The organism is Maribellus mangrovi, from assembly GCF_037646455.1.
GTDB lineage: Bacteria > Bacteroidota > Bacteroidia > Bacteroidales > Prolixibacteraceae > Draconibacterium > Draconibacterium mangrovi_A.
Genome location: NZ_JBBIXN010000006.1, coordinates 1 through 2,567, shown reverse-complemented (window position 1 = coordinate 2,567; position 2,567 = coordinate 1). Strand labels below are relative to the sequence as shown.

At 39.0% G+C, this 2,567-nt stretch carries 1 protein-coding gene; it reads right to left on the bottom strand.

All coding sequences use genetic code 11. The features are described 5' to 3' along the window. Positions 1 to 2,032, bottom strand: a 2,032-nt coding sequence (locus WFY05_RS19385; protein WP_340114583.1) for a hypothetical protein, incomplete at its 3' end; no start/stop codon positions are given. Positions 2,033 to 2,567 lie beyond the last annotated feature (535 nt).

Genomic DNA, 2,567 nt, shown 5'->3' with positions numbered 1-2,567 from the left:
GGTATAATCCGTCAATTTCTGTTTCGCTGGCACAGGCATTTATGCCAGTAACGCCGTCCGGAGTAGTTCCGGTTGGGGCATCCTGGTCTGATCCTGAATATGTCATTGTAAGGTCAAAATCGTTTGCAGCACAACCGTCAGATACGGTGTATGTTCTGACGAGTTCCCAGCTGCAGTGGTCTCCTGTCAGGTTTTGGCTTACGAAAGTAGCGGAAACCGTACCACAGTCATCTGAGTATGCTGCTTCGATAGCAGCTTCGTCATCGGCAGTTGGGTATAATCCGTCAATTTCTGTTTCGCTGGCACAGGCATTTATGCCAGTAACGCCGTCCGGAGTAGTTCCGGTTGGGGCGGTTTGATCGCTCCCGGAATATGTTATTGTTTCTCCAGAGAGTTCATTCCCACATTGATCAACTACTTTGTATGTATATGTAATTGTCCATCCACAATTATTATTTATAAATAATGTATCCGTAGGAATGGCAATCATACTACCCAGGCAATTGTCAGAATAACTACCTGCAATTGTGGCGGCATCAAAAGTATAAGTAGACAAAGCATCGGCAGCACAGAGGTCAACGTCGGAAACTCCGAAAGGAGCAGTTCCTGTAGGAGCAGTCTGATCAATTACCTTAATTATCGAATCACATGTAGAACTACAACCGTTTTTCCAAACCGTTAGAGATAAGGTGTAGGACGAATCACATGATGCACCTACGTTAATTGTGACAGTATTTTGTGTAGTATCTCCAACGATTGAAGCGTTACCCGAAACTTTCCATAAATAAGAATTCATAGTGTCTGTGGTGGAATAAACTAATGCGGTTTCGTTTGGGCAAACCCGGCCAGTTGGCCCGTCAATGGAACAAACTGGCACTTTGTCAATAGTGACTTGTGTCGTATCTTTTGTATCACACCTTCCGAAGGTATAAATGACAGAATAAGTACCTGGAAGAGTATTTAAAACATCGATCACTCCCGAAGCCGCATCAATCGCTAATCCGATAGATCCTTCAAATGTACCGTCTTGAATCCCATCGATTTGAGGTGCAGCGAAAGTGTCGTCAGCACAAATGTTATCATAGCTAATTTCTGCAGTTCCGAAATTGACATTTACAGGAATCGGTCTGACCACATCCAAAAGGTTGGCCGAAAGTGCTGTAGATGCTTTTGTCTTGACAATAATGGTTTTTACTTTAATGCCTTTACAAGGTGTATAATCCTGTAGCAGCTCGGAAATGTTAATTACCGCTTCCACAAACTGATAGGGTTGATAAGAATATGCATTGAATGCACCAATTGGAGTCCCAATAACTGAGGTATTAGTTAATCCATATGCTTTTGCATTACCCGGTATTGGTTGTTCAACATATTTCCATACGCCACTAATCTCTTTCCACAGATACAGTTTGAACGAAGCTGCTGATCCACCATTATTGTATTCCATTGAAATAAGAATGTCATTCGGACTTCTGTATCCTGTGGTTGAAGAAGCAGTAGTAGTAAAAGATAATCCGTCAATTGCAACTTCATCCTGTAGGAACGCGAAATCGATATAGCTCGAGCCATTGGTCTCTTTTCGGTCAGCCCCGATAAAAAGAAACTGATTAGTATCCTGGTTGGAATAGTGAAAGAAAACATTGTTAATATCCCCTTTCCCAGTTGACTTACCAACAGACAATTTCCAATCGATCACACTATCATCGAATTTACTCCCGGAGAATATTGTATCATCAGAAGAACTTCCATCAAATGGATCAGTTACGCGTAATGAGATAAATTCAGGTGTGTTTACTCCTGAAGAATCAAATACATATCCAAATCCGGTTGTTCCTGGAAACCAGTCTCCGCCTTTGAGTGAATTAGTTGATATACTACCTGCAGCAAGGTTGCCATCGAGTTCAAATCCTTGAGATGGTTGTTCAACATCTACTCGAATTTGTCCATAACTCAATAAAGTTCCAAAAAACAAAAACACCAACCCCAGAATCAGAGTTCGTATTACATTTCGCTTGGGTAAAGTTGTTTTCATATCGTTTGTTGTGTTAATGTTTCAAAAACAGTCGTCTACTTACATCGGCACAAAACACACATATTCAAATGAATACATGATTAGCCATGCTTAGCTTTTGTTTTTAAACTTTTTTGATATGAAATTTTCGGAAAGACTTGAAATAACCCCTTATTTTTTATCTACCTTAAATTTCAGAATCAATTATTGCTAATGCAAATTATGATTTTATAACATAAAATGCAAATAATTAATTGATTTGCGCCTCATACATTTTTAAAATTTTGTTGTTTGGTACGTTGGTTGTCCAATATGCAATTTTTATGCCGATCGGTGTAAGTGGCCATATATGAATTAGTTGTGTTTATGTTTGAATTTTTCTAATAGATTCAATTTGGGACAACCTTCCACCTAAGAGATTAAAATGTCTTAAAATACTGTTATGTTTTATTGGCAAAAAAATCATAAGATTTATTATTGATTAACGTGAGTTCGATCTAAGAGAAAGAGCAAACACGTCTTTCTTCGACAATTTCTTCCAGGTTGAGTTTTGGCT